Annotated in this window: 22 protein-coding genes; all 22 read right to left on the reverse strand. The window is 67.2% G+C overall.

Features of this window, described 5'->3' with window-relative positions; all coding sequences use genetic code 11:
* Positions 1 to 52: 52 nt before the first annotated feature.
* The gene (locus V7778_RS19440) at positions 53 to 1,471 is read right to left on the reverse strand and encodes a mannose-1-phosphate guanylyltransferase/mannose-6-phosphate isomerase (protein ID WP_335558281.1); all 1,419 of its coding nucleotides are present in this window, start codon (positions 1,469 to 1,471) and stop codon (positions 53 to 55) included.
* Positions 1,468 to 2,631 (reverse strand): NDP-sugar synthase, encoded by a 1,164-nt coding sequence (locus tag V7778_RS19445; RefSeq protein WP_335558283.1) that lies wholly within the window; start codon positions 2,629 to 2,631, stop codon positions 1,468 to 1,470. Before V7778_RS19445 ends, V7778_RS19440 begins: the two co-directional genes overlap by 4 nt.
* Before the next feature lie 15 nt (positions 2,632 to 2,646).
* A complete protein-coding gene (gene galE / locus V7778_RS19450; protein WP_335558285.1) occupies positions 2,647 to 3,645 on the reverse strand; it encodes a UDP-glucose 4-epimerase GalE in 999 nt (332 codons plus the stop codon).
* 215 nt (positions 3,646 to 3,860) lie between these two features.
* Positions 3,861 to 4,634 carry a WecB/TagA/CpsF family glycosyltransferase gene (locus V7778_RS19455; RefSeq protein ID WP_335558286.1) on the reverse strand — a complete coding sequence of 258 codons (774 nt, stop codon included), beginning with the start codon at positions 4,632 to 4,634 and terminating at the stop codon, positions 3,861 to 3,863.
* The gene (gene wecB, locus V7778_RS19460; protein ID WP_335558288.1) at positions 4,631 to 5,737 is read right to left on the reverse strand and encodes a non-hydrolyzing UDP-N-acetylglucosamine 2-epimerase; all 1,107 of its coding nucleotides are present in this window, start codon (positions 5,735 to 5,737) and stop codon (positions 4,631 to 4,633) included. Before wecB ends, V7778_RS19455 begins: the two co-directional genes overlap by 4 nt.
* A 30-nt stretch (positions 5,738 to 5,767) precedes the next feature.
* Positions 5,768 to 7,762 (reverse strand): heparinase II/III family protein, encoded by a 1,995-nt coding sequence (locus tag V7778_RS19465; protein WP_335558289.1) that lies wholly within the window; start codon positions 7,760 to 7,762, stop codon positions 5,768 to 5,770.
* The gene (locus V7778_RS19470) at positions 7,759 to 8,868 is read right to left on the reverse strand and encodes a glycosyltransferase (protein WP_335558290.1); all 1,110 of its coding nucleotides are present in this window, start codon (positions 8,866 to 8,868) and stop codon (positions 7,759 to 7,761) included. The genes V7778_RS19465 and V7778_RS19470 overlap by 4 nt, the downstream gene beginning before the upstream one ends.
* Positions 8,869 to 8,951: 83 nt before the next feature.
* Positions 8,952 to 10,232 carry a phenylacetate--CoA ligase family protein gene (locus tag V7778_RS19475; RefSeq protein WP_335558292.1) on the reverse strand — a complete coding sequence of 427 codons (1,281 nt, stop codon included), beginning with the start codon at positions 10,230 to 10,232 and terminating at the stop codon, positions 8,952 to 8,954.
* Between the two features lie 4 nt (positions 10,233 to 10,236).
* Complete coding sequence (locus V7778_RS19480; protein ID WP_335558293.1) at positions 10,237 to 11,469, reverse strand: glycosyltransferase; 1,233 nt, start codon at positions 11,467 to 11,469, stop codon at positions 10,237 to 10,239.
* A gap of 467 nt (positions 11,470 to 11,936) precedes the next feature.
* The gene (locus V7778_RS19485) at positions 11,937 to 13,379 is read right to left on the reverse strand and encodes an App1 family protein (protein ID WP_335558295.1); all 1,443 of its coding nucleotides are present in this window, start codon (positions 13,377 to 13,379) and stop codon (positions 11,937 to 11,939) included.
* Positions 13,380 to 13,509: 130 nt separating this feature from the next.
* Positions 13,510 to 13,644, reverse strand: a complete 135-nt coding sequence (locus V7778_RS19490) for a hypothetical protein (RefSeq protein WP_335558297.1) — start codon at positions 13,642 to 13,644, stop codon at positions 13,510 to 13,512.
* A gap of 88 nt (positions 13,645 to 13,732) precedes the next feature.
* Positions 13,733 to 14,593, reverse strand: coding sequence for a beta-1,6-N-acetylglucosaminyltransferase (locus V7778_RS19495; protein WP_335558299.1), 861 nt, complete (start codon positions 14,591 to 14,593; stop codon positions 13,733 to 13,735).
* 5 nt (positions 14,594 to 14,598) lie between these two features.
* Positions 14,599 to 14,724 carry a hypothetical protein gene (locus tag V7778_RS19500; protein ID WP_335558301.1) on the reverse strand — a complete coding sequence of 42 codons (126 nt, stop codon included), beginning with the start codon at positions 14,722 to 14,724 and terminating at the stop codon, positions 14,599 to 14,601.
* A 145-nt stretch (positions 14,725 to 14,869) separates the two neighbouring features.
* A complete protein-coding gene (locus tag V7778_RS19505) occupies positions 14,870 to 17,104 on the reverse strand; it encodes a DUF4962 domain-containing protein (RefSeq protein ID WP_335558303.1) in 2,235 nt (744 codons plus the stop codon).
* A gap of 299 nt (positions 17,105 to 17,403) precedes the next feature.
* Complete coding sequence (locus tag V7778_RS19510) at positions 17,404 to 18,177, reverse strand: glycosyltransferase family 2 protein (protein WP_335558305.1); 774 nt, start codon at positions 18,175 to 18,177, stop codon at positions 17,404 to 17,406.
* Positions 18,113 to 19,378 (reverse strand): glycosyltransferase family 4 protein, encoded by a 1,266-nt coding sequence (locus V7778_RS19515; protein WP_335558306.1) that lies wholly within the window; start codon positions 19,376 to 19,378, stop codon positions 18,113 to 18,115. Before V7778_RS19515 ends, V7778_RS19510 begins: the two co-directional genes overlap by 65 nt.
* A gap of 24 nt (positions 19,379 to 19,402) precedes the next feature.
* A complete protein-coding gene (locus V7778_RS19520) occupies positions 19,403 to 20,929 on the reverse strand; it encodes a lipopolysaccharide biosynthesis protein (RefSeq protein WP_335558308.1) in 1,527 nt (508 codons plus the stop codon).
* Positions 20,929 to 22,392 carry an O-antigen ligase family protein gene (locus V7778_RS19525; RefSeq protein ID WP_335558310.1) on the reverse strand — a complete coding sequence of 488 codons (1,464 nt, stop codon included), beginning with the start codon at positions 22,390 to 22,392 and terminating at the stop codon, positions 20,929 to 20,931. The genes V7778_RS19520 and V7778_RS19525 overlap by 1 nt, the downstream gene beginning before the upstream one ends.
* 22 nt (positions 22,393 to 22,414) lie before the next feature.
* Complete coding sequence (gene epsI / locus V7778_RS19530) at positions 22,415 to 23,155, reverse strand: exosortase-associated protein EpsI, B-type (protein WP_335558312.1); 741 nt, start codon at positions 23,153 to 23,155, stop codon at positions 22,415 to 22,417.
* Positions 23,152 to 24,132, reverse strand: coding sequence for an exosortase B (gene xrtB, locus V7778_RS19535; protein ID WP_335558314.1), 981 nt, complete (start codon positions 24,130 to 24,132; stop codon positions 23,152 to 23,154). The genes epsI and xrtB overlap by 4 nt, the downstream gene beginning before the upstream one ends.
* Before the next feature lies 1 nt (position 24,133).
* A complete protein-coding gene (gene epsG, locus V7778_RS19540; protein WP_335558316.1) occupies positions 24,134 to 25,003 on the reverse strand; it encodes a chain length determinant protein tyrosine kinase EpsG in 870 nt (289 codons plus the stop codon).
* Between the two features lie 15 nt (positions 25,004 to 25,018).
* The gene (gene epsF / locus V7778_RS19545) at positions 25,019 to 26,428 is read right to left on the reverse strand and encodes a chain length determinant protein EpsF (protein WP_335558318.1); all 1,410 of its coding nucleotides are present in this window, start codon (positions 26,426 to 26,428) and stop codon (positions 25,019 to 25,021) included.
* Positions 26,429 to 26,499 lie beyond the last annotated feature (71 nt).

Here is a 26,499-nt window from a genome sequence, read left to right on the forward strand (position 1 = left end):
GCACGGCGCTCCGCGGACGGAGCGCCGTGCCTGCTTCCTGGTCCCCGGCGGATCAGGAACGCTTGTAGATGTCCTCGAAGCGGACGATGTCGTCCTCGCCGAGGTAGCTGCCGGATTGCACTTCGATGATGTGCAGGGGCAGCTTGCCCGGATTTTCCAGGCGGTGGTTCATGCCGATCGGAATATAGGTCGACTCGTTTTCCGACAGCAGGCTGACCGTGTCGCCGCAGGTGACGCGCGCGGTGCCCGACACCACGACCCAATGCTCGGCGCGGTGGTGGTGCATCTGCAGCGACAGCTTCTCGCCCGGCTTGACCGTGATGCGCTTGACCTGGAAACGGTCGCCCGCATCGATGCCTTCGTAATGGCCCCAGGGGCGGTACACGCGGGTGTGGTGCAGGTGCTCGGTGCGCGCCTTGCTCTTGAGGTGGTCGACCACCTGCTTGACGCGCTGGACCTGGTCCTTGTGCGCGACCAGCACCGCGTCCTGGGTCTCGACCACGACCAGGTCTTCGACGCCGACCACGGCCACGATGCGGCTTTCGGCGCGCACCAGCGAATTCTTGACGCCGTCCAGGTAGACGTCGCCGCGCTGGGCATTGCCCTGCTCGTCCTTGGGCTGGACTTCCCACAGCGCCGACCACGAGCCGACGTCGTTCCAGCCGATGTCGGCCGGCACCACGGCGGCGTCGCGGGTATGTTCCATCACCGCATAGTCGATCGAGTCCGACGGACAAGCCGAGAAACTGGTCTCGTCAAGGCGGCAGAAATCGAGGTCGCGGTAGGCCGATTTCATGGCCTGTTCGGCACTCGCCGCGATGCCGGGCGCGTGCTGCTGCAGTTCGCTCAGGAAGCGGTCGGCCTGGAACATGAACATGCCGCTGTTCCAGTAGTAGCCGCCTTCGGCCAGGAAGCCCTGGGCCGTTTCGAGGTCGGGCTTCTCGACGAAGCGCGCCACCTTGAAGCACTCGCCGCAGTTGGCGACCTGCTCGCCCCGGCGAATGTAGCCGTAGCCGGTTTCAGGGGTCTTCGGCACGATGCCGAAGGTGGCCAGTGCGCCCTGCCCCACCAGGGTGATGGCGCGCTCGACGGCCTCGCGGAAGGCGGCGTTGTTTTCGATCACGTGATCGGCCGGCAGCACCAGCATGATGGCTTCCGGGTCGATCGCCTTGAGGTGGTGGGCGGCCGCGGCCACCGCCGGGGCGGTGTTGCGGCCGACCGGCTCGAGCAGGATGCTGAGCGGCGTGATGCCGATCTCGCGCAGCTGCTCGGCCACCATGAAGCGGTGGTCATTGCCGCAGACCACCAAAGGCGCCATCACTCCCGGCCAGTTGGCCACGCGCAGTGCGGTTTCCTGCAGCATGGTCTTGTCGGCCACCAGCGGCAGCAGCTGCTTGGGCAGCACGGCGCGCGACAGCGGCCACAGGCGGGTGCCGGCGCCGCCGGAGAGGATGACTGGGTAAATTTTCATGCGCTTACTTTCTCTAGCTCGTTGTTTTGACTGGCGAATTCCTTGCGCCGCGAGCGGCGGCGATCGCGCGCGTTGAGCCACTCCTCGGAGGAGTACTCGGACGCGTGCTTCATTTCGCCCTTGCGGTCGACACTGTAATCCTTAAAAACTATCATTTCATGCAATGTTACATCGTGCAACACCCGTGTGTATTCAAACAATACACTGCGCACGATATCGGCCCCCTCGCAGATGTGGCTGCCGTGCCCGATCCAGGTCGGCCCGACGATGCGCGCGCCGGCCTCGACCTTGACGCCCGAGCCGATGTAGACCGGCCCTTCGATGGTCGTGCCCTCCCAGTCGATGCTGGTGTTCAGGCCCACCCACACGCCCGGCTTGATCTGGATGCCCGGCACGTCCATGTGGTTGACTTCACCGGTCAGGACGGTCTGCAGCACTTCCCAGTAGTCGCTCATGGTGCCGATGTCGAGCCAGTTGAAGGGGCGGCCCTGGGCGTAGAACGGCAGGCCGCGCTCGGCCAGCAGCGGGAACAGCTGGGAGCCGATGTCGAACTCGACGCCCGAGGGGATCAGGTCGATCACTTCCGGCTCGAAGATGTAGATGCCGGTCGAGATGAAGTTCGACTTGGCGATGTCCTGGCTGGGCTTTTCCTGGAACTCGATGATGCGGCCCTGTTCGTCGGTGACCACCACGCCATAGGACGAGACCTTGTCCCAGGGCACTTCCTTGGTGATGACGGTGGCCATGGCGCCCTTGCGGCGGTGCTCGAGCAGGGCCGCCTTGAGGTCGAGGTCGATCAGGGCGTCGCCGCACAGCACGATGGTGGTGTCGTCGAAGAAGCCGCCGAATTCCTGGATCTTCTTCATGCCGCCGGCCGAGCCGATCGGTTCCGGCACGACTTCGCCGTCGTCCTTGGTATAGCCCTCGAAGGAGTAGCCGATCTGCACCCCGAACTGCTCGCCTTCGCCGAAGAATTCTTCGATCTTGTCGTGCAGCCAGCTGACGTTGACCATGATTTCGGTCACGCCGTGCTTCTTGAGGTGCTCGACCAGGTAGGCCATCACGGGTTTGCCCAGCAGGGGAATCATTGGTTTGGGCAGGTCATAGGTCAGCGGGCGAACACGCGTGCCCTTGCCTGCAGCGAGAATCATGGCTTTCATTAGACCGTCCTTGGTTTATTTAGCTGTGGTTTGATAGCGCCATACGTCGGCGCACATTTGAGCGACATCACGTTCGGCGGCCCAGCCCAGTTCTTCGCGGGCGTGGGTCGGATCGGCATAGCATTTGGCCACGTCGCCGGGGCGGCGGTCGACGATCTGGTAGGGAATCGGGCGCCCGCAGGCCGCCTCGAAGGCTTTCACCATTTCCAGCACACTGTTGCCGCGCCCGGTGCCGAGGTTGTAGGTCAGGATGCCCGGCCCCTTGTCCAGGCGGTCCAGGGTCTTGACGTGGCCGATCGCCAGATCGACCACGTGGATGTAGTCGCGCAGGCCGGTGCCGTCCGGGGTGTCGTAGTCGCCGCCGAAGACCGAGAGCTTGTCGCGCTGGCCGTTGGCGACCTGTGCGATATAGGGCACCAGATTGTTCGGGATGCCGGACGGCTCCTCGCCGATCAGGCCGCTCTCGTGGGCGCCCACCGGGTTGAAGTAGCGCAGCAGCGCGATGCGCCAGTCGGGCTCGGCCTTGGACAGGTCGCGCAGGATGTCTTCGATCATCAGCTTGCTGCGGCCGTAGGGATTGGTGGCCGACAGCGGGAAGTCCTCGCGGATCGGCACCGAGGCCGGGTCGCCGTACACCGTGGCCGACGAGGAGAACACCAGCTTCTTGACGCCGAACTTGGCCATGGTCTCGAACAGCACCACGCTGCCCGAGACGTTGTTGTCGTAGTAGCGCAGCGGCTGGGCCACCGATTCGCCGACCGCCTTCAGGCCGGCGAAGTGAATCACGGCCTCGACCTTGTGTGCGGCGAAGGCCGCTTCCATCGCGGCGCGGTCGCGGATGTCGGCCTCGACCAGCGCGAAGGGCTTGCCGGTGATGCGCTGCACGCGCTCCTGCACCGAGGCCTGGGCGTTGGACAGGTTGTCGACCACGACCACCTCGTGCCCGGCATTCTGCAGCTCGACGACGGTATGCGAGCCGATGTAGCCCACACCGCCAGTAACCAGAATCTTCATGTCTTTCGCTCTCTGTGTATGTAATGGACCGGGTCCGCGTCCGGCGGGTCCCGGGTGGGGCAATGGCTGGCGGAGGCGCCTCGTCTGGCGGCGCGCGCCGGCCCATGGTCTTGTGTCAGGGCGGCTTCTGCGGCCGCCGTCGTGCTGTCAGGCGGCTTTCCGTGGCCGCCTCATCCCTGTTGGGTCATCCTGTCGCCTGCTCGTCCTGCCGGCCCTTACCTGCCCCTGGCCGCTTCCTTGATGAACAGCCAGACGAAGGCCATGTCGTCGATGAAGTAGCGGCGGAACATGCGGCGCGGCTCCTGCAGGAAGCGGTAGAACCATTCCAGTCCGGACTTCTGCATCCAGACCGGCGCCCGCTTCACCTTGCCGATCGCCACGTCGAAGGTGCCCCCCACGCCCATGGCGAAGGGGATCTTCATCTCGGCCTGGTACTTGCCGAGGAACTGCTCTTTCTTGGGCGAGGAAATCGCCACGAACAGCAGGTCGGCGCGGCTGTCGCGGATCTGGCGCGCGACCTCGGCTTCCTCGTGCTCGCCCTTCCAGTAGCCGTTGCGCCAGCCGGCCAGGACCAGGCGCGGATACTTGCGCTGGTAGGTCTCGGCCACCTTGCCGACCACGTCTTCCTTCGCGCCCAGCAGGAACACGCGCCAGCCTTTCTCGCCGGCGCGCCGCATGAGCGCTTCGAACAGGTCGACGCCCGCGACCCGTTCCTTGAGCGGCTTGCCGAGCAGGCGCGAGGCCCACACCACCGGCATGCCGTCCGCATTGATGAGCGCGCATTCATTGATGATGCGGCGCAGTTCCGGGTCGCGGCTGGCCTTGACCAGCTTGTCGACATTCACCACCACGTGCTGGTGCGGCTGGCCGGACCCGATGAAACCTTCGATCCGTCCCAGCGTTTCTTCCATCGACAGGTTGTCGACTTCGCAGCCCATCAGCGTGATGCGTTCTTGTGCGGCGCCTTTGGCCGCGACCCGTTCATTCATGCAAGTTCCTTTGCCAAGATGGCGACAATGCGCTCGGCCGCCTTGCCGTCCCACAGGTGCGGGCGGCGGCCCTGCTTGCCTTCGCCGCGCAGCACCTTGCGGGCTTCGCGCACGATGGCGACTGGATCGGTGCCGGCCAGCACGTTGGAGCCTTCGTCGACCGTCACCGGGCGTTCGGTGTTTTCGCGGATGGTCACGCAGGGCACGCCCAGCGCGGTGGTTTCTTCCTGCAGGCCGCCGCTGTCGGTCAGCACCACGGCCGCGTCCTTCCACAGGTTGAGGAAGGCCATGTAGGCCTGCGGGCCGGCCAGGGTCACGTTCGGGCCCAGGTCGATGCCGAATTTCTCGATGTTGGCGCGGGTGCGCGGGTGCACCGGGAAGATCAGCGGCAGCTCGGCAGCGATCTCCTTGAGCGCGCCGGCGATGCGGGCGAAGGTCTCGGGCTCGTCGACGTTGCTCGGACGGTGCATGGTCACCACGCCATAGCGGCCGCCGGCGGCCTGCTGGGCGGCCTTGAACGCGCTGGTCTCGAAGGCCGAGGTATCGGCCGAGCTCAGCTTCTCGGCCTGGTACAGGACGTTGTCGACCATGACGTGGCCCACGTAGTGCACGGCGGAGTCCGCCTTGCCTTCGCGGCGCAGGTGCTCGAGGGCGGCCGGCTCGGTCACGAAGAACCAGTCCGAGATGCTGTCGGTGACCAGGCGGTTGATTTCCTCCGGCATGGTCATGTCGCCGCTGCGCAGGCCGGCCTCGACGTGGGCCACCGGGATGTTCAGCTTCTTGGCCACGATCGAGCAGGCCAGGGTCGAGTTGACGTCGCCGACCACCAGCACGGCGGCCGGGCGCTCGGCCACGCACAGTTCCTCGAAGGCGACCATGATCTTGGCGGTCTGCTGGGCATGGCTGCCGCCGCCGGCGGCCATGAAGACATCGGGTTGCGGGATGCCGAGTTCTTCGAAGAAGACGTCGTTCATCTCGCGGTCGTAGTGCTGTCCGGTGTGAATGATCTTGAACGACAGTGCATCCTGCGCCTGCAGGGCACGCACGATCGGCGCGATTTTCATGAAGTTCGGACGGGCACCGGCGACGAGGTAAATCTGCATGAGGACTTTCCCTATGATAAATATTTGTTATTAAAAAAACGTTATTGTAAACCTGCATTCGACCGGAATGGCGGACGATACGGTCGTGACACGCAATACTTCGCACGGCTGCCGGCTTTCGTAGGTGCGCGAATACCAGCCGAGCGGCGGATTTTCGGCCCCGCGCACCAGCTCCAGCTGCAGGTCGGCGCCGCTGGCCTGCATCTGCAGCACGAAGCGCTTGCCGCGCACCGACAGCCCATGGCTGGACAGGCGCACGTCGAGTTCCGGGGCGAAATGCCAGAACAGCTCCACCTTGTGCGGCTTGCGGGCCGAAACCTCGTCGCGCACCACCAGGGTATTGCTGGCGCCGTCGAAACGCACGCTGCGCACGTGGCGCACCGGGTCGGACAGGCGCTGGTAGCCGTCGTGCGAGCCGCGGAACTCGAATTCGTGGGGCGAGCTGGGCATGCGTTCGATGCTGGCGCGGGCTTTTTTCAGCCACATGAAGCGCCCGCCGCTGACTGACTGGTCCTGGCCGTCGATGCGCACCGTGTTGTGCGCGGAAGTGCCGCGGAAGTAGTCGCGCCACTTCTGCTCCTGCCAGTAGGAATAGGTGCCCGGATCGACCAGGCATTCCTCGCCCGCCACCGACAGGGTCAGCGCCAGGGCGTCGGCATGGCCGTGGGCGGCGATGCCGAGGTAGCCCAGCGGGCCGCAGTCGAGCATGCCCTTGATCTCGCGCTCTTCGCCGAAGTGGTTGCCGAACAGGAGATAGCCGCCGTCCGGGAAGGCCCAGCCGCTGTTGTTGCCCGAACTGGTTTCATGCGGATCGCAATCCGGGCGCCCGCCCGGCAAGGCGTGCAGCAGCCAGCGCACGCCGGGGTGCTGGTCGGCCTGGCCGCCGAACACGGTGTCGCCCAGGGCCAGCAGCTGGCCGGCGCGGTCCAGGCCGGAAGCATCGAGGCGGAACACGCAGCCGTCGTCGGCGTCGCCGACCATGGGCACGTGGCCGCCGACGTCGCGCACCGAGCGCAGGAAGCGCAGCGCGCGCTGCAGCGCGGCCCAGTAGCCGCGCGAGAACGCGGGGCGGTTCGCGCTGGACGCGGCCTGCCCCAGCAGGCCGGCCACGAACAGGAATTCGCTGGAGAAGATGTGGTAGGCGAAGGCTTGCTCGCGGTTGACGCCGTCGCGCGAGAACTGGGCCACGGCCTCGTGCTCGAGCTCGCGGCGCGCCTGCTCCGCCCACTCGCCCGACTCCTTCCAGCACGGCCAGGTGGTGGCGCCGACGTAAAGGCCGGCCAGTTCGCCGATCAGGTGGTTGTTGGCCGAGGAATGGCGCGACAGATGGCGCGCGATGGTGCGGCAATGGGCGTGGATGCTGCCCAGCCAGTCGGCGCGCAGCTTCTGGCCGGCCTCGCCCGCGAACAGGGTGCCGGATTCGCCGCCCACCAGCTGCCACACCAGGCTCCAGTTGATCAGGCGGATGCCCAGTTCGAGCGAGCTGGTCCAGTTGGGGCCGGTCAGCGGCGGGCACTGGTCGAGCCAGCTGCGCAGCTGCTGCTCCAGCGCGTGCAGCCAGCGCAGGTCGCGCGTGAGCGACCAGGCCTGGGCCAGGCGCACCAGGTGCAGGTGGCGGTTCAGCTCCCACACGTGCTTGATGTCGCCCACCAGTTCGCGGTTGGTGATGGCGATGTCGCCGGCATAGATGGCGGGGCCGGTGACGCCGGTCTCGGGATCGCGGTTCCAGGCAGTGGGAACGCCGACGTCGAAGCGGCGTTCGGCGAACAGCACCACATGGCCGGCGCAGATGCGGTCGGCGTCCAGCAGCAGGGCGTCGATCTCCTGCGGGTCGAGCGCGGGGACGCCGTCGGCGGCCAGGGTCAGCGCGCGCGGCAGGGGCGGCGGCGCGGGCGGCGCCTGGCGGCCGCTCAGGCGCCGTCCCATCCGGATCGCCGCCGCCTGCCTGACCCGGTAGCCGAGCTCGGCCACCGACATGCAACGCAGCCGGTTGACCAGCCATACCATGCGAACTGTTGCGTTCATTGCCCCCCCGCCGTGCCAAGTTGTCGATAAACCGCCGAGATGCGCCCGATCACGACGCCGGACTCGTATTCTTGTTCTATCGTGGCGCGGGCACGCGCGCCCAGGCGGCGCCGCTCCTGCGCGTCGCCCAGCAGCCTGGCGAGGGCGGCGGCCAGCGCCTCCACGTCGCCCGGGGCCACCATCAGTCCGTTGTCGCCGTCGCGCACCGCGTCCGGAATGCCGCCCACCGGGGTCACCACGATGGGCTTGGCGGCGGCCATGGCTTCGAGCATCGCCATCGGCAAGCCTTCGGCGTGCGAAGGCAGGCAGAACACCGATGCGCGCGCCAGTTCCTGGGCCTTGCGGCGGGCGTCGACCCAGCCCAGCGGCTCGATGCGGTCGGCGATGCCGAGTTCGGCGGCGCGGCGCCGCACCTGTTCCAGCTCGCCCTGCCCGCCGATCGCCAGCACGGCCTGTGGAAAGCGCGGTGCGATGCGCGCCAGCGCTTCCACCAGTTCATGGATGCCCTTGCGCTGCTCGATCTGGCCCAGGAACAGGATGCGCCCGGGCTGTTCCTCTTCGATGCCGAGCGCCGGCAGGGGCACCGAGTTCGGGATCACCACGATGCGGGCGCGCGGCGCGATCCCGCGCAGGAAACCGGCCCAGCGCTCGGACAGCGCGATCACGACCGAGCTCGCCTCCAGGGTATGGCGGATCCAGCGACGCATCGGGGCGCTGGCATGTTCATTGAAACTGTCGAAACAGGCGCCGTGCAGGTGGAACACGGTCTTGCAGCCGCGCGCCCGCGCCAGCGCCAGCAACAGCGACTTGCGCACGAAGCTGGCGTTCGAGGCCGCATGGGCATGCACCAGTCGGGGACGGCGCCACAGGCAGGCCAGGGTGCCCACCAGGCCGCCAAGGGCGGCGCGCGCCTTGTCGATGCGGCTGCCCTCGGTATGGGTCGGGACGTAGCGCACCCCTTCGCGCTCGAACAGGCCGTCCTGGCGCAGCAGCGAAACCACGGTCGCGACACCGCCGCGCCCGCCGGGCGCCGTGCCCAGCATCAGCACCCGCGGCGCAGTGTCTACTACCGCCGCCGGCACCGCCGGATGCGATGTCTGCTTCATGCCGCCTGCCCTTTGGTCAGAAACCTGCACATAAGAAACTGTTTTAAATAGTACAACAATGTTTTCTTGAGGAAGCGCACGATTCAGAATTCCACGGCAATAAATTCGAATTTGCCGTTCGGGCCGCGCGGAATCGCCGGCACCCGGGCGACCTCGACCGGCACGCCGGGCACGCGCAGCAGGAACTTGTCCTTCAGCGCCGCTTCGTCGGCGGCCGTGAAGCCCTCGGTGGTCACCACGCGCAGGGTGAAGCGGCCGTCGCCGTGGTACAGCACCTGGCCTTCGACCAGGCTGCGGTCGTGGCCCTGGAAGATGCGGTCCAGGCGCGCCACGATGCGCCCGTCCGGCAAGGTCAGTATTTTTTCCTGGCGGCCGACGATCGCCTTGAGCGTCGGGAACACCCGGCCGCAGGGACAGGCTTCGCCGTCCGGGACGACGGTGTCGCCGGTGCAGTAGCGCACCAGCGGCATCGCCGCATTGTTCAGGGTGGTGCCCACCACTTCGGCCCTGCCCTCGCCCTTGTCGAGCAGCTCGACGCCCGCGTAATCGGTCAGCAGGTGGTAGCGCCCCTGCTCGCAGGTGCCGATGGCCGACACCCGCTCGGCTTGGCCGTACCAGTCGAACACGATCACGCCAAAGGCCTTCATGACGGCCTCGCGCACGTCCGGCTCCAGGGTCTCCGACGAGGTCATCACCCCGCGCAGCGCCTTGCCCTGATAGGTGCGGCCGGCGGCGTTGAGCCAGTTGGCGAGCGCGGCGATGGAGGACGGATAGGCATGGATGACGACGGGATCGAAGCGTTCCAGCGCGTCGATATAGGCGCCGATGGTGGCGTTCGACAGGTGGTAGGAGGACATCATGAGCATGTTGCCGACCCAGTCGCGGCACCAGTAGCGGCCATCCTTCGGCTGGTCGTCGCAGACGATGTCGCCGCGGATCCAGGCGCGCCGCTGGCCGTGGCGGAAGCCGATCCAGCGCAGCTGGCGGTAGACGAAGCCTTCCTCGCGGATCACCGTGCCCAGGGTCTGCACCAGGGTCAGGGGCGAGCCCGAGGTGCCGCTGGTCTTGATGGTGTTGCGGATCAGGGTGCCAAGCTTGCGCGGGCGGACGAAGCGCCCGGGATGCTGCTTGACCTCGGCCTTGGCGAGCAGCCTGGCGCCGGGGCTGGCGAACACCAGCCGGGTGCCGTCGGGCGGCACCGGCACGCGCAGGGCGCGGGCGCGGCGCGCGATGTAGCCGTTCAGGCTGGCGGCCGAGCGCTCGTTGCGGGCCAGCACCGGATAGATCAGGATCCTGCCCCACAGGTTGCGCGCCAGTTCACGGACCAGCGAGCGCAGCGAGCATTTCAGCGAGTAGGTCCACATCGGGTCACGTCCGGTCGGGCAGGATTTTTGTGTACGTTTCAGCAACTATCCGACCCAGAATAGCATAGGTCCGGTGGCCTCTTACGTACGCTGGGCCACGTAGCGCGAACTCGGCGGCAAGGGCGCGGTCCTCCAGCAGGCGCCGGGTGGCGCCGGCGAAAGCGGCGGCCTCCATCGGCACGCACAGGCCCGCCCCGCTCTGCGCCACCACCAGGGCCTGGTCGGGAATGTCGTTGGCGACGCTGGGAATGCCGAGCGCCAGGTATTCCACCAGCTTGGTCGGCGAAGACACGTCGTACAAGTCCCCGCGCGGGATCGGCGACAGGCCGACCTCGGCCCGCAGCGCATAGCCGAGGGCGCTGCGCTGGGGCAGCCAGCCGGTCAGCAGCACGTGCTCCTCGAGCCGGCGGCGTGCGATCTCGGCGCGCATCCAGGCCATCTCGTCCTCGGAAGGCGCGTCGCCGGCGATCACCAGCAGCACGTCGGGCATGGACTGGCGCAGCGCCTCGACGACGTCGAGCAGGAAGTCAGACTTGCGGGCCTGGGCCACCCTGCCCAGGTAGATGACGACGCGGCGGCCATCCAGTCGCGCATCCACGGCGGGCTCGACCTTGCTGCGGTCGAACAACGCGGCGTCCACGCCCATCGGCACGGCCGTCATGCGGCTGCGCGCATAGCCCTTGGCCGCCAGCCAGTCGGCCATCGCTTCGCTCTGCACGAAGATGTGGCGGGCCCCGGGCAGCACCAGGCGGTAGACCACGAAGCGCGAGGCGGCCGCGCGCAGCGCATGCGCCAGCCAGGTCAAGCCCTTGCCGCGCCGGCCGATCTCGTCGCGCCGCACCGCGTAGCCTTCGACGATGGGAAAGGACATCCAGTACACGAAGGGCACGCCCAGGACGGCGGCGGCGCAGCGGCCGAGCAGGCCGGAAGCGATCTTGTCGCGCACCTGGATGCAGTCCGGGCGGGCGCCGCGGCCCGCACGGAGCAGGCCCAGCAGGTCCCACACGGGCGACAGCACGCTGGCGAAGCGGCTCTTCAGGCTGCCCACCAGGTGCATGCCGCCGGCGCGCCACGGATCATCGCTGTTGCCATGGCTTGCGCTGCCGGACTGGCCGACCAGCTCGGTATGCACCCCATAGCGCGGCATCTCCGCGCCAAACAGGGTCAGCACATCGGCGCGGACCGGTGGCAAGGGATCGCGCACGATGAACGCGATGGAACAGGGCTTGCTGCGCATGGATGCTCGTGACTGATAAAAACCGTTATCGATGGGTCAAGGGGGCCAATCGATTCTAGCGCAGCGTTGGGCGCGCACGGTTCAGGATATGGCGCCATCTGTGCGATGCAGCACACTCGGCCATATTGTCTTTTTTTGTCCTTCTGCGCGGCGCTGCAGCAGGCATTGCCTAGCCCGCGTCGAGCGGCGAGTCGGACGCACAGGTTCGGCCGACCGCCCACGAGAAACCGATCATTAAACGGAGCCCTGGATTTTTTACCAATTGCGCAACGTGAGTGATCGTACCTGCGTCAGCAATGGACTAGCGCGTGTGACCGCGCGATACTCATACCCAGGCGATATGACAAATTTCTTGCCCCATCAAAAATGATCGTCGACTCCCCAGCGACGTTTACAAAAGAGTCACTTCCGATCAAACCAGTTAAATAAATTTGGTGGAACTTGGCCGAGAAAAATTTAAAGTGGTATCAGGTGGACGAATGCAGCAGCTTGTCGTCCTCGCGCTTGTCGGAGCGCACATCCGCCAGGCGGTCGACATGGATCAGGCCTTCGGCCGCCGCATGCGAGGCGGCGAACACGCTGTCCGGCGCCAGGATCAGCTGGGCGCCGGTGGCGCTGACTTCCGCGATCAGGCGGTCCAGCGCATCGATGCGCGCCGGGTCCGGGTTCACGTTGCGGATATAGATCATGCGCACCGCCTTGGGATGGCGGCGCACCACTTCCGTGTAGATCTCCGGATCCTGCTCGCCGCTGTCGCCGATCAGGACGAACTGCATGTCCGGGTAATACCCCAGGATCTGTTCGATCTTGTCCAGCTTGTGGCTGCCGTGGCTGGTCAGCGTGAGCACCTGGCTCATGTTCAGCTCGCGCAGCAGCAGCGGCCCCAGTGGAATGCCCTGCACGCGCAGGAAGTCGACCAGCGGCCCGAACAGGTGCCAGGGACTGCTCGACACGTAGAACATCGGATTCTCGTCCTGGCCCGAGGCGCCGGCGCTGAGCGCGCGGTAGAAGGCGGCCACGCCCTTGAAGGGCTTGCGCGTGTGGGCGTTCGAGCGCGCCAGCATCAGGGCCATGTTCAGCTTGTTGGTGACATTCGTCCACAGCACGGTGTCGTCGATGTCGCTGATGATGCCGAAACGCGCCGAGGCGGCGGGCACGCTCACCTGGGCGACGGTCCGCACGACGCCGCGGTCGCGCGTGGCGCTGTCCGGCAGTTCCAGCTCCACCTCGTGCCAGCCGCCCGAGAGCGGCGCCGAAGACGGGATCTCGAAGGCGAAGTAGCCGCCGCGGTCGGTATGGGTCTCCATCACCTGGTCCTGGAAGCGCGCCACCACGCGCGCGCCGGACACCTGGTCGGACTCGAGGCGGCGGTACAGGGCCACCAGGTTGTGCCAGCCGCTGTCCTGCCCGGTCTGCTCGCGGAAGTCGACCTCATCGAGCACGCGGCCCTTGACCCAGAGCTTGTTCGCGTTGCCGAAGCCCAGGTAGGGCAGCAGCATGGGATTGCCCCCCTGTCCGAAGCGTCCCAGACGGCGCAAGGCATGACCCGCCAGGCTGCCGACCGTGCCCACCAGGCGATGGTGCAGCGCGCGCGATTGCTCCTCCGGCAGCCGCTCGGGTTCCACGGCCGGCGCCACCGGACCGGGCGTGGCGACGGCATGCTCGATCCATGCGGCCCCGCCGGCGCCGGCAGCGTGCAGCACGCCGTCCAGCCCCGGGGCCGGACCCGCGGCGATGGCGGCGGGCAGCAGGTGGATGGTGGCGCCGGCTTCGCGCAGGCGCGCCAATTCAGTCTCGGAGGCGATACCGGGGTTCAGCAGCAGCACGGCGCCGGGCTGTTCGATGCGCGCGACGATATCGTCGAAACCTGCGCGCGTCAGGATGAGGAAAGGCATGTCGTCGCTGGCCATGGTCAGGGTCGGGAAGCATCCCGCTAGCGGTGGAGCGGCCAGTATGGCGCACCCGCCGCTGGGCTACCGTGCGCCAGGCCACCATGCCCCCCGGCATGAAGCGGGAAGCGGCCTGTGCGTCCTTGGAACCTTAGCCGGCGCTCAAGCGGTACAGGAAGGCGCCCAGCTTGTCGCCGATGCCGTAACTGGCCAGGAACAAATGGCAGGCGGCAGTGAGCACGAGCGATATCTTGATGAAAGTCCACAGCGCGTTCTGGTTCAACATGGCAATAATGGCAATGTTTCGATGACTCCACCTTAGCATGCGGACGGCCGCTAAAAATGCGCGAATCCTCACCACGCGCCTCTTGGCGCTATGCCGCCGCCCTGCTCTCCTTCCAGGGCACCAGGCGCGCCAGCAGTCCTGCGCTTGCCCGGCTGTCGAGCTTGCGGCAAAAGTGGGCGCGCGAGGCGCGGATGCGCTCGAAATCGGCTTCGTCCAGGATCTTGGGATTGCGCGCGCCCTGCTCCGGCCACTGGATGTAGCGGAAGTTCTCCGGCAGCACCCGGCCGGCGAAGGAGGAATGCATGACCAGGGTCTGGAAGAACAGTTCGTCCGGGCACTGGACGGTGCGGCAGAAGCGCGCCAGTTCCGGATGGCTGTCCGCCAGGCGCAGCACTTCCACCAGGCAGGGCCGCGACAGCGCCCACCAGGACGAGCCGCCATGCGGTGCCAGGCCATGCGGCAGGCGCCGCGTGCGCTTCAACAGGCGCAGGGTCCGGTTGGCCAGGCCGCAGGCGAGGCGCTCGAGCCGGCTGCCGCCTTCGCGGTGGAAGTACTGGTAGCGGTGCGCCACCTTCCAGCCGTCCGGGCCGATCGGCGCGGTCTCGATCAGCTCGCGCTCGCGCATCCGTTCCAGCTCGCGCTTGAGCAGGCTGTTGGGCAGCAGCGGGAAATCCTGGGCCGAGAGGAAGAGCAGCTTGTCGAAGTCCGGCGCCTCGGCCAGGATCTGGCGCAGCGACACCAGGGTCGCCTCGACCTGCGAAAAGGAGCCCCAGCGCACTTCGACCCGCTGTTGGATGAGGCGCGCGGCCGGGTGCAGCCGGGCCGGGTCGAGGGCGCACTTGCGGTCGAGGTGGACGTAGACCAGGAAGTCGGGGTCGGCCAGCTGGGCGACCAGCGCGTTGAGCTGGTCCATGTCCTTGTGCGCCTGGATCAGGAATGCCTGTTTCATGGTCGTCACGACTGCGCGCTTCCCCCGGTAACGGTGTCGGGGCGGTCCCCGTCCACGCGGTGAATGTTATCGGCGCCGGTCACCGGCGCGATCATCTCGCTGCCGACTGTCACCGCGTGGACGTTTGTCATTCGGGCCACTGGCCCGAACTACCCCGTCCACCCTACGATCATTCAACCGGCGCCACCAAATAAAAATCCCCCGGCAGCGCGAAGCCGCAGGGGGACTTGGTGCCGGTGCGCGCCGAGTCTAGCACGGCGCGCATCAGGCCAGCGTTCAGTTGAGCGTCACGGACTGGCCGCCGACGGTCACCGTACGGGTCGAGCCGGAGGTGGCGATCTTGACTTCCGGACGCTTGCAGCCGACGTCGAGCAGCACCAGGAACTCGGCGATCGACTTGCCGTCGTTCTTCAGGTAAAAGGCGCCATGGTCTTCGACCACGTTGGCCTTGGCGCCCGGACCGATCCACTTGGCGAAGGTCGCCGAGGTGTTCAGCGAACGTACGCAGACCATCTGGTTGCCGGCCGCCACCTTGACGTTCAGGCTGTTTTCCACCGTCATGATGACCGGGGTGTGCATGTTCCACTCGTAGGTGCGGGCCACGGTGCTCGCCAGGCGGTCGCGCACCAGGATCGCATTGCCGGCGTTACGCAGGTGCCAGACCTGGCGCTTCGCCATGGTCAGCTGGCCACCGTAGGCCGGAGTCGCGTCGCCTTCGGTGTAGTCGTAGGACGGCTGGGCCGAGAACGCGGTGATCTTGCCGTTGCGCTGCAGCTGCTCGCGGTAGCCGTTCACCAGCTGGCCCTTGCCGCCGTCGAAGGTGATCGCGTTCTGCGAACGGGTCTGGTGGTACCAGTCGGTCCAGTACGGCGAACCGTACCAGTCGTACCAGCCGGCCTTGACCAGCAGGGGCTGGTTGGCGACCGACAGCAGCAGGCCGTTCTGGTCGCCGTGGCTGTGGTTGAACGAGCCGTACGGGCTGGACTTGAAGAACAGCGAGCTGCGCGAGGTCGAGGCCAGGTCGCTGTGCATCGCCACCCAGCCGGTGCTCGGGTAGTGGGCAGAGTTCGACGGCGCCTGGTAGACCTTGGTGCTGCTCACCGGCAGCGGATACTGGGCCTGCAGCAGCGACAGCGAATCTTCCATGCCGCCCAGGTTGCGGACGTACCAGGCGGCTCGCGGCGACCACATGCGGGATGCGAAGGCGCGGAACACGCGGCCGTCCGGCTTGGTCTCCGAGGCGTCGCCGAAGGCGTGGGTGCGTGCGCCCGGCGGGATGAATTCCATCGCGAAGTCGAGGAAGCCCAGGGTCCACGGCTTGGCGAAGAAGTTCACGCCGGTGGCATGGGTCAGCGGATCCCACAGGGCCAGCAGGTAGCCGGCCGCGTATTCGGCGTAGGCGGTGCCGTTGGCATAGCCGCCTTCCGCGCCGCTCCACGGCGACGGGCTGTTGGCGTAGGCGCGGAACGAGAAGTCGAACCACTTCTGCGCTTCAGGAATATCGCCCAGCGACAGGGTCGAGATCAGCACCATGAAGACCAGGCTGGTATTGCCGTGCGAGTCGAACGGGTACTGGTCCAGGCGGCCGTTGTCGCCCGCCAGGTTGTTGAACATCTCGGTCGCGCGCGCCTTGACCGCGGCCAGCCAGCGGGTCTTGCGGCCCGCGTCCAGGTTGCCGGCCAGGATGTCGACCGCCTTGATCAGGCCCCAGGCGATCTGGCGCGTGGCCTGGTCCTGATTGGCGTAGCTGGTCGGGCCGTTCGGGTCGAGCGAAGCCAGTTCGTCGCCGCGTTTCAGCGCTTCGTTCAGGTAGACCGCTTCGCCCTTCAGGCGGTACATGATGGCCGCGGCTTCGAGCTGGCGGCTGGCTTCGTTGATGCGCTGGCGCACGTCGGTCTGCTGCGACGCCATGGCCGCGGTCAACGGTGCGCTGATCGTGATCGACCAACGCGCATCGGACAGGGCCGGCACGGCGGTGATCTGGGCCTTGACTTCATTGCCGAGGCGGCTGGTATAACCTTCCAGCTCGGTCTTCTTGGCGGTGTTCCAGGTCGAGGCCGGAGTGAACGAGGCCGGCAGCGAACGCGGACGGGCCTTGGACAGGATGCGGTTGCGCAGGGTGGTGTTGTCCGGCACTTCGAACAGGTTCGACTTGCTGGTGACCGCGAAGGTGCGCGGCGACGACCAGTCGCTCGAACCGGCCGGGCGCACGCGCCAGGTATAGTTGCCCAGCGCCAGGGCCTTGGACGGCAGGTACCAGTTGCGGTCGACGGTGACCTTGGTCGGCGTGCCGCCGACCGGGGTGATTTCCAGTTCGTAGGTGGCCGGGCCGGTGCCGTGGCGCGCCCAGGTGAAACCCGGCGGATTCTGCGCCTGCACCTGGTTCATTGCCGGGCTCGGCTTAACGATCAGGGGATCGGTGGACTCGACCCAGTCGGCGCGTGCGCTCATGCACACGAACAGCGATGCCATTGCCGCCGCGCGGACGAGACCATTCCGGTGAAATTTCATGCTGAAGCTCCGAATAAAACTTGAGATTTCCTGAGGGGCGCCGCAGACCGGGCGCGTGTGTGACCTACCGTGCCGGACGCGTCATGCGCCTAGTCAACGAAAAGAATGGTACCGCAATCTTTTGTTGGACACGGGAAATTTCCCGATGAAATCACAGTTTTTTTGCTTGCCTCGCAGAAATGCCACGCAAAAATTTCAAGTTTTGCCGAATAATATTTTCAGGCTTTTAACGGTCCTGAACTGCCTGATAATGTCCGTGTCATGCCTGGAAAGACGAAACGGCAATCCTGTCGTTTTTGCTACTGGCGCGCTTCGGCTTCCAGCGCGCGCATGCGTTTCATGTATCTCAGACAGTAGATGCCGAAGGCCAGCGGCGCCTTCTTCATATAACGCTTGCGCACCGCAAACTCTTCCCGCCTCGCCTTGATCTTGTTGCTTGACGACACACTGCCCGCGTGATCGCGGAACACGGTCAGCGGCCGGTCGACCATGGCCGGACGCGCCACCGCGCCGAGGCGCAGCCAGAGGTCGATGTCCATCGCGTATTTCAATTTCTCGTCGAACATGCCGACCCGCTCGAAGGCGGCGCGGCGGACGAACACGGCCGGATGCGGAATCGAGGCCCGGCCGGCAACGAAGGACCGGTAGGAGAACGGCGGCATGGCATAGGGTGGCACCAATTGCCCATCCTTTAATACCTGGATATTACCGTACAGCCAGTCGACCGGATGGCCGGCCGCGCGCGCCTCGTCGAAGCGGCGCGCGACGGTCGCCAGCACGTCGGGGCCGGTGTAGTAGTCGTCCGAATGCAGGTGGGCGACGTACTCGCCCTGGGCCGCTTCGATGCCCTGGTTCATGGCGCGGCTGATGCCGCCGCCGACGTCGCGCAGGACCCGCTTGTTGCCGGGATAGGCGGCGATCATGTCCAGGGTGCCGTCGGTCGAGCCGCCGTCCACGAAGATGTGCTCGATGTCCTGGCAGGTCTGGGACTGGACCGAGGCCAGGGTGTCAGCCAGCGTGGCGGCGCTGTTCCAGGTGCACGTAACGATCGAGAAGGTTGGTTTGTTCGGCATACAGCTCCAGTAGTCGCGGTAGCAGCCGCCCGGCGTCGGCCCCGAACAAGGGGGCCGGCTCCGCGCGGCGCGGTGGTTCGGCGAGCTGGGCGCACAGGCGCCCGACCAGCTCGTCCATGGAATCGGCCAGCTGCAGCTGGCCCTCGTACAGCTGGTATTGCGCCAGTTCCGGCGTACCGCCGCGCGCCAGGGCCACGCACTGGCGGCCCAGGGCCAGCGCTTCCAGCACCGTGGTGCTGCAGGCTTCCTCGCACAGCGAAGGCACCACGCACAGGTGGGCGCGCGCGCTCAGGGCCAGGGTGGCGGGATAATCCTGCCAACCGAGGAAGCGCACCCGCTCTCCCCCATGGCGCGCCTCGAGCTCGGCCCGCTGCGGGCCGTCGCCGACGATGTGCAGGCGGGCGTGCGGCGGCAGCCGTCCTTCGGCGGCGGCCAGGAATTCGGCGAAGCCCTTGCCCTTGTCGACCCGTCCCACCAGCACCACGTCGCCATGCGCTGGTTCCGGCGCGGCCTCGGCCACCGCCTTCAGGCGCGGGTAGTCGACGAAGTTGTGGATCACGCGGCAGCGCGACAGGTCGGCGCCAGGCACGGCGCGCAGGAACTGGCGGCGCAGGAAGTCCGACACGAACACCGTCTTGTGGCGGGCGAAGGCGCGCGCGGTCTGCTCGCGGTAGCCGTTGACGGCGATCGCGGTGACGGTCTTGCGCATCGGGCCGGCCTGGCGCGCGATGCAGGCCGAGCAGTCGCCCGGCACCAGGTTGTCGCACACCGCGCCGTCGCGGAAGCGCAAATGGGTCAGGCATTCGCTGCCCTGGTCGTGGCGGGTCTGGACGTAATTGATGTCCGGGTCGACGTGCAGGCCGACCATGGGCAGGTGGCCGTGGTAGTGGACCACGTCGAAACCGCGCGCATGCTCGTTGATGGCGCGCCCGATCTTGCGCGCGAAATAAGGGCGTTTGAGCGGGTTGAACACGCCCAGCTGCAATTCCTTCCAGCCCGGCCGGGCCTGGTCGAAGCCGGGACGGAAGCGTCCCTTGAAGCCGATCTGCCCGGCGCAGTCGTCGCGGCCGCGGTCGTCGCGTCCGAGGATCTCGACCTCGTGGCCGTCCGCCAGCATGCGGTTGGCCAGCGTCACCACATGCTTGCCCAAGCCGCCGATTTGTTCGCCCGGCAAATCCTCCGACACCATCAAGATCCGCATTGCCACTCCCTCTTTCAACGACTCTCAACTTCCCGCGGGCTGCCAGCGCGCCTTGACGATGGCCTTGGCGCGCGACCAGGCCAGCAGGCGGTCGTCGCGCTCGATCACGAACAGGAAGCCGTGGGCTGCCAGCAGCATGACCGTGGCCGCGAGAATGAATACGAAATCGAGTAAACCGTTGTCGAACAATTGTTCGGCGGCGGTGGCGGCGATCGCCACCAGGGCCACGCCCGCCAGGCCCGGCGCATAGCCCTGGGCCAGCAGGCGTCCCAGGCTCGTCGGCACTGTGCGCCCATGCACGTAGAGCACGAAGGCGGTGGTGAACAGCAGCGAGCCGGCCAGGTGGCCCCAGGCGGCGCCGGCTATGCCCCACCCCGCCACGCCGGCCCAGACGATGGCCAGGCCGGCGCCGGCGCGCGCCAGCGCGAACATGCCCGATACGCGCGGATGGCCCATGCCATCGTTGACCAGGGACGGCAGGCTGGTGAGCGAATCGATGAATTGCGAGAGCGCCATCACGGCCAGCACCACGGCGCCGTGGCGGGCGAAGTCCTCGTTCATCCAGTAGCCCAGGATCTGGTGGGCGAACACCGCCACCAGCACCAGGATGGCCGCGTTCAGGTAGACCACGTAGCGCGTGGCCTTGACATAGACCTGGTCCAGGCGCGCCAGCTCGCCGCGCGCGGCCAGGGCGCTGGCGGCGGGGAAGAACACGCTCGATAAGCGGAAGGTCAGGCTCAGCACGCGGTTGGCGAGCGTGGCCGCCACCGTGAAATAGGCCAGGCCCGTGACTCCGACCAGGGCGCCGATGATCAGCTTGTCGGCATAGGCGTAGGACAGCGAGGCGAAGCGGGCCAGGAAGGAATAGGCCGAAAACCCCAGCAGCTCGGCGCGGATGCGTGCGCCCGGCCAGCGCCAGGCCAGGCCGGGCAGCAGGCCGTGGATGGCGCGCCACAGGATCGTGCAATGCAGGCTGCTGGCCACGACGCGCAGCAGGATCACTTCGAACAGGCCGTAGCCGAGCATCAGGATGCCTACCGTGGCCAGCGGCACCAGGGTGCCGAAGGCCATCTCGACCCGGCTCGAGATGTCGTAGCGCATCAGCGATTGCGGCACGCTGTTCAGGTAGTTCTGCAGCTGGCCCAGCAGGAAGCCGAGGGCGGCCAGCTCCAGGGTGGCCACCGCTTCCTCGACCAGGTTCGGCGGCACCGAGAACACGCCGGTGACCAGCCAGCGCGCGCCCAGGAACAGGCCGCAGGCGCCCAGCAGGCCGATGCAGGCGTAGGTCGCCAGGCCGAAGCTGAAGGTCTCGGCGATCTTGTTGTCGTCGCGGCGCGCATTGTGCTCGGCGATGTACTTGACCGAGCCGGCCGTGACATTGATGTCGATCACCGCGAAATAGCCGACGATGGCGGTGACCAGCGAGTACACCCCGTAGTTGGCCTCGCCCAGGCCGCGCACCACCAGCGGCACGGTGCCCAGCATGACCAGCGCGGGAATCGCGGCCCCGAGCAGGTTGGCCCAGGCGTTACTGGCGAGACGCAGGTTCATCAGGCAGGCACCAGGTGAGGTCGCGGCACGAAGGACTTGGGCGCGGCGCGCACCGGCGCGGGCGCGAGCTTGGCCACCGCCATCGCCAGGTAGGGCAGCGCCAGGCAGAAGGCCAGCATCTGGGTGGTGCGCACCTGCGGGAAGGGGGTGCCGATCAGGAAGTCGGGAATCATGAAGGCGATCCCGGCCACGCCGGCCGTACCCACCCCGAGCAGTTCCGGCGGCAGGTTGCGCAAGGCGCGCCGCGCGAACAGCACGAAGGCCGCGATGGTGCCGACCAGCAGGACGGTGCCCAGCAGCCCGCTCTTGAGCGCGATGTGCAACACGCCGCTGTGCAGGAACAGGCCGCCGTCCGGATTGTTTTGCCAGGGAATGACCTGGTAGCCGTTGTAGCGGCCCCAGGAACCGATGCCGGTAAGCGGCTGGGACAGGAAGTCGGCCAGGGCCAGCTTGAGCTCCAGCACCCGGTAGCTTTCCGGACCGAAGCGGTTGGACTGCATGTCGTAGATCAGGCCGGACAGCCCCTCCCCCGCCCCCTTGGTCTGGGTCAGGCGGCGCACGGCCACGTAGGCCAGGGCCGCACCCATCAGGGGCAAGGCGGCCATCGTCACGTGCAGGCGGCGCTTGACCGGGAACCGGAACATCACGACCACGAAGGCCAGCATGAAGCCGATCCAGGCCGAACGGCGGTAGGAAAGCACCACGCACAGGGCCGTGCACACCAGGGTCATCCACTCGATGTTGCGCCAGAACTTGGGCCGGTCGGTCTTGTGCACCTGGAACAGGTGGACCGCGGCGATGGCGAAGGCCACCGTGCACAACAGGCTGTCGTTGATGTCGAAGAAGGTCAGCCGGATCTTGATCGCGTTCATGTTGGCGTAGACGTTGTTCGGATCGCCGCCGAAAGCCGCCCAGCGCCCCAGCCCGAACAGGGCGCGGCCCAGGCCCGCCAGCATGATGAAGTGCGACAGCTCGATCACCTGCTCGCGGGTGCGGAAGGACAGCAGGATCAGCGAGACCAGGGGCGCCATCCAGACGATGTTGGAAAAGCCGGAAGGCGCCAGGGCCTCGGACAGCTTGACGCCGGACACCACCGCCACGCCCACGTGGCCGGCCAGCAGCACGAACCAGCCCAGGAACCAGGGCCGCAGGTTGCAGGCCGGGGTCGGATAGCGCTGGAAGGTGGCGGAGACGCGCGCGCAGCACCAGGCGCCCAGCACGTACCAGAGGATGACGCCGAAATACAGCAGGCCGGAGCCGCGGCTGTAGATGCTGCGCGAGGCGAACACGGCGAGGTTGCCATAACTGGTCGAATTAACCCAGAAGAACACGCACAGATAGGGGTAGACCAGGAAGCGCGGCCACACCATCCCGATCCCGAAGCCGGCCACGATCGCGACCGACAGGCCGACCACGAACAGCCAGGGCAGCGAGTAATAAATATAGGGCAGGATCTCGTTCAAGGTGGCGGTCCTTCCTTCGTCGTCAGCCGCGCGCCGGAGGCGGAGCCGGAGCGGGGGCCTGCGCCTGGGCCGGGGCCTGGCCCGCGCCGGCGCCCAGCAGGCGCGCGCGGTCGCGGGGCGCGAGCACCGCCAGCATGTCGCCCACGAAGCGGTCCTGGACGGTATAGGCGGCGGCGTCGTTGGCGCCGATGGTCGAGACCCGCACCAGCATGCCGTCCGGGATCTTGCCCGACAGGCCATAGGCCAGGCGGCGCAGCTTCTGCTGGATGCCGGCCCGGGTGGTCTGGTCGCCGATCGTGATCCAGTAGGTGATCGGCTCGTTGCGCTCGTGCAGGCGCGCCACCAGGCGCTTGACCGGCACTTCGCCGAAGCGGGTCGGCAGCACGGCGTCGCCTTCCTTGAGCATCTCGAAGCCCTGGGCCACGTAGCAGACCTCGGGCAGGTGCAGCTGCAGCGACTCGCTCTGGTCGCCGCCATAGGCGATCGACAGCATCACGCGCTGGCCCTGGGGGTTGATGTAGGTGCGCGACAGGGTCTGGTCGTAGATCTTCTCGAGCACGCTCTGCTGCTCCGGATCGGGGGTCAGCGGGACCACGGTCGGGTCCAGCACCCAGTCGCCGAAGCGGGCCGGGATCATCTGCTCCAGGCTGAACTGCTCGTGGGCCTGGGGCGCGCGCGCCTTGGGCGTCAGGGCCCCGGTCAGGGCCGAGGTGCCGGCCATGGCCGCGCCCAGGATCAGGCTGATGGCGAAACGGCGGTTCATGTGGCCTCCTTCATGACGGTGGGCGCGCCGGGGCCCTCGCCGCGGCCGCCCCCGTTGCCGTCTTCCCTGCGCTTGATCCACCACTGCAGGCCGGAGTCGACCGCCAGGATCAGCACCAGGGCCGTGACGAACAACACCATGCCGGCGAAGCCGTGCAGGAAGCCCTGGCCGGCGGCATCGCCGAAGTAATAGGTGATCAGGGTCAGCGTGATCACGCGGATCACGTTGGCCGCGAAGGAAATCGGCACGATCAGGATCGCCAGGCCGATGTTGCGCACGGCCGAGGGATGGCGCATCAGGTTCAGGTAGAACAGGCCCAGGGCTTCCAGGGTGAGCAGGGTCTGCAGGCCGGCGCAGGCGTCGGCCACCAGCAGCTGGTATTGGCCGATCTGCAGCACCACGCCAGAACGCGAGATCGGGTAACCGAGGCCGAACAGGATGTGCTCGGTGGCCCAGGACACGGCCATCTTCATGGGCATGGTCACGGCGGCCACGAATTCGCTCGGCAGCGGCACCATGAACAGCATGAAGAAGAAGGGGAACCACAGGATGCGCAAGGCGCACCCTCCCCGCTTGAGCAGCAGCACCGCGGCCAGCACCGCCAGGATCGAGCCGACCTCGAACATCAGGATATTCTGCGAACGCCCCAGCAGGTGGATGGCCAGGCCGAAGGCCAGCAAGGGCCAGCCGAGCCAGCTCGATACGGGCGGCGTGCTAGCTGCCAGCACCTCGGGCCACTTGCGCCAGACCAGCCACATGGCCAGGAAGAAGATGATGGGGCCGTGTCCCTGCTCCTCGCCGATCCAGGCGCCGGTAAACAGGCTATAGAAGGTCGGTCCGAACAGGATCGCCAGGCCGGCGATCACGGGCCACCATTCCGGCAGCGCTCCGCGAAGGTCGGCTTGCAGGTTGCTCCCGTGAGCCCCTGGCGGGTTGCCCCGGTCCAGCGGGGCGTTCGCATGCACCTGGGTCGCCATCTCAGAACTCCACCACCACCGAGCCGATCACTTCGGCGCCGGCCTCGGTCATCTGCTCCGCCATGCGGCTGATGTTGGCGATGCGGGTGCGGTGCTTGCAGGCCACCAGCAGCACGCCGCCGGCGCGCCCCGCCACCGCCAGCGCATCGGCGCCGGCCGCGAAGGGCGGCAGGTCGTACAGCACCACGTCGTAGCGCGACTCGAGCTGGGTGTTCAGGTTGCGGAAGCCTTCGCGCGCCAGCAGTTCCTGCGGATTCGGCGGCTGGGTCCCGGCCGGCATCACCGACAGGTCGACGAAGGCCGGCACGCGCGAGATCACGTCGAGGTCGGCGCGCCCGGCCAGCAGGTCGGACAGGCCCTGGCGCGGCTTGATCCCGAACATCTCCTGCTGGCGCGGGTTGCGCAGGTTGGCGTCCACCAGCAGGGTCTGCTCGCCCAGCTGCGAGAACACCACCGCCAGGTTGGCCGCGAACAGGCTGGAGCCGTCGTCCGGGTTGACCCCGGCGATGGCCAGCGCCCGCCGTCCGCGGGCGAACCAGCGCAGCATCAGCTGGCTGCGGATCGCGCGCAGCGACTCGACCTGCGGCGAGAAGGGTTCGTAGGCGGCCACCAGCTTGGGCGACAGGTTGGCCTGCCCTTTCTGCAGGTAGGGATAGGAGAACTGGCGCGCCAGCACTTGCTGGATGTCGTCCTCGCTCACCAGGCCGAGGCGCACGGCGGCCTCGCCGAAGCGGATCCCGAGGTCCTTCTGCATGCGCAGCACGCGTTCGGCGCTTTCAGGGGTGAGCTTGCCCGAGTCGAGCAGCAGCGCGCCCATGCTCGAGTCGGCGGCGTGGCCCGTGGGCAGCGCGGATAGCACAGATGGGTTCATGGTCGTGTCCACTCCTTAGTTCAGGCGCAGCAGGCGGCGCGGCGTCATCAGCGACCGGATGCCGGTGCTGCGTGGGCGCGCCGGGCGCCATTCGATGGTGCCGAGCACCGGGATGCCCAGCATGTCCTTGACGTCGCCGGTCGAGCGCACCGGGCGGTTCAGCAGTTCCAGCAGCAGGGCCAGGCCGACGCCGAGGATGGTACCCAGCAGGATCGAGGCCAGGGTATTGAGCAGGATGCGCGGGCCGGCGGGCTCGGTCGGGGCCACCGCCGGGTTCAGGATCGAGATGTCCGACTGTTCGGACTGGGCCTCGATGCGGGTCTGCGAGAAGCGCTGGCTGGCCGAGTCGAAGGCGCGCTGGGCGCTGTCGAGGTCCTTGAGCAGCACGCCCAGCTCGTCGCGGGCGCGGTTCAGTTCGAGCACGCGCGCTTTCTGCGAGGCGAGCTCGGAACGCAGTTCGGCTTCGCGCTGGCGCAGCACCTGGGCGTTGGCGCCCACGCTGCGCGAGACGGTGCCGAGGGCGGCATTGAGTTCGGCGCGCAGCTTGCCGACCTCGGCCGATGCGGCCTGGTATTGCGGGTGGTTGCGGCCGTAGCGCGAGCCGGCTTCGGCCAGCTTGGCTTCGGCGCCCGACATCTGCACGCGCAGGTTCTGGATCAGGGCGTTGTTGGCGACGTCGGCCGAGTTCACGCCGCCGCCGGCCATGCGTTCGCGCGAATTGGCTTCCATGGCGGCGGTCTGGGCCACGACCAGCTGGGCCGACAAATCGTTCAGGCGCGACAGCTCGACGTCGACACGGTTGTTGTCGAGGCTGACGATGCCCTTCTCCTGCTGGTATTTCGAGAGGCGCGCCTGGGCCGCTTCGAGGTTGTCGCGCAGCTGCTTGGTCTGCTCGTTGAAGTAGGACGAGGCTTTCTTCGCCGGCTCGGTCTTGAGCTGCACGCTGATCTTCTGGTATTCCTCGGCGAAGGCGTTGGCGACCGCTGCCGCGAAGGCCGGGTCGGCGCCCTTGAAGCTGATCTCGACCACGCTCGACTCGCGCGAGGGCATGATCTCGAGCTTCTTGAGCAGCAGGTCGGCCAGCCAGTCGCGCACGCTGCCCTTGCCTTCGCTGGCGTCCTGCCACTGCTTCTGCACCGCCGGGCTGGAGGCCAGGCGCAGGGTATCGACCACGCGCAGCGCCACGTTCTTGCTGCTGATGATATCCATCTGCGTGGCCATGTAGCCCGGCAGCAGCTGGCCCGGCATGGTCAGGCCGGTCAGCGGGTCCACCCCCTTGTAGTTCAGCAGAACGGACGCGGTCGCCTTATAGGTCTTTTGCTGCACCAGGCTCCAGCCCAGCGCGAGCAGCACCGTGACCAACAGGGTCGACAGAATTATCTTCTTCCTGGCAAGAAGAATCAGGAGGAATTGTTGTACGTTCATGGCTTAAACCTTTACGACAGAGAGGGACAAACCGGCGAGCCGGACTTATGGACATCGAGAAACCGTAGCGA

Origin of the sequence: Massilia sp. DD77, from assembly GCF_036961685.1 — a bacterium.
In the GTDB taxonomy this organism is placed as follows: domain Bacteria; phylum Pseudomonadota; class Gammaproteobacteria; order Burkholderiales; family Burkholderiaceae_D; genus Telluria.